The sequence below is a fragment of the Microbacterium maritypicum MF109 genome, assembly GCF_000455825.1.
In the GTDB taxonomy this organism is placed as follows: domain Bacteria; phylum Actinomycetota; class Actinomycetes; order Actinomycetales; family Microbacteriaceae; genus Microbacterium; species Microbacterium maritypicum_A.
In genome coordinates this window covers 1-442 of record NZ_ATAO01000017.1, presented here as the reverse complement: position 1 = coordinate 442, position 442 = coordinate 1, and the positions used below count along the sequence as shown (strand labels likewise).

Annotated in this window: 1 protein-coding gene; it reads right to left on the bottom strand. The window is 68.1% G+C overall.

The window, feature by feature from the left end; translation table 11 throughout:
• Positions 1 to 442, bottom strand: a 442-nt coding sequence (locus L687_RS42655) for a hypothetical protein (protein WP_040569559.1), incomplete at both ends; no start/stop codon positions are given.

Sequence of the window (442 nt, the reverse complement as noted above, 5' to 3'; positions counted from 1 at the left end):
GTCGCTGGTCCCGGAGGTGGCCGCAGGCCCGCAACGGGGCGTCGGGGTATCCAAGCCGCCGGTCGTGTTGAAGTTCTCACCGATGGTGAGGACGGTGGGCGTGGCGGCGAGATCGATCCGCAGCTCGCCCGCCGCGCTGAAGGTCATCGGCCGGCAGGTGATCTGCACCGATGAGGGCCAGCGGTTCGTGCCGTCGCCGACGAAGGTGGTCCCGGTGATGCGGTGCACGAAGGTGTTGGCGGGGCACACGCCGGTCTGCACGTTGCCACGGCTCTCGTTGTAGACGGGACCGGTGATCCACGCGGGGTTCACGGTTCCCGTGACGGTCCCGGCGTTGCTCACGGTGATCGTGGAGCACTGGATGCTGAAACGCACGAGGATCGAGTTGGCGTTGGACGGAGAGTCGGCCGTGCGGTTCTCCGTCTGCACGCCGGTGAGCACC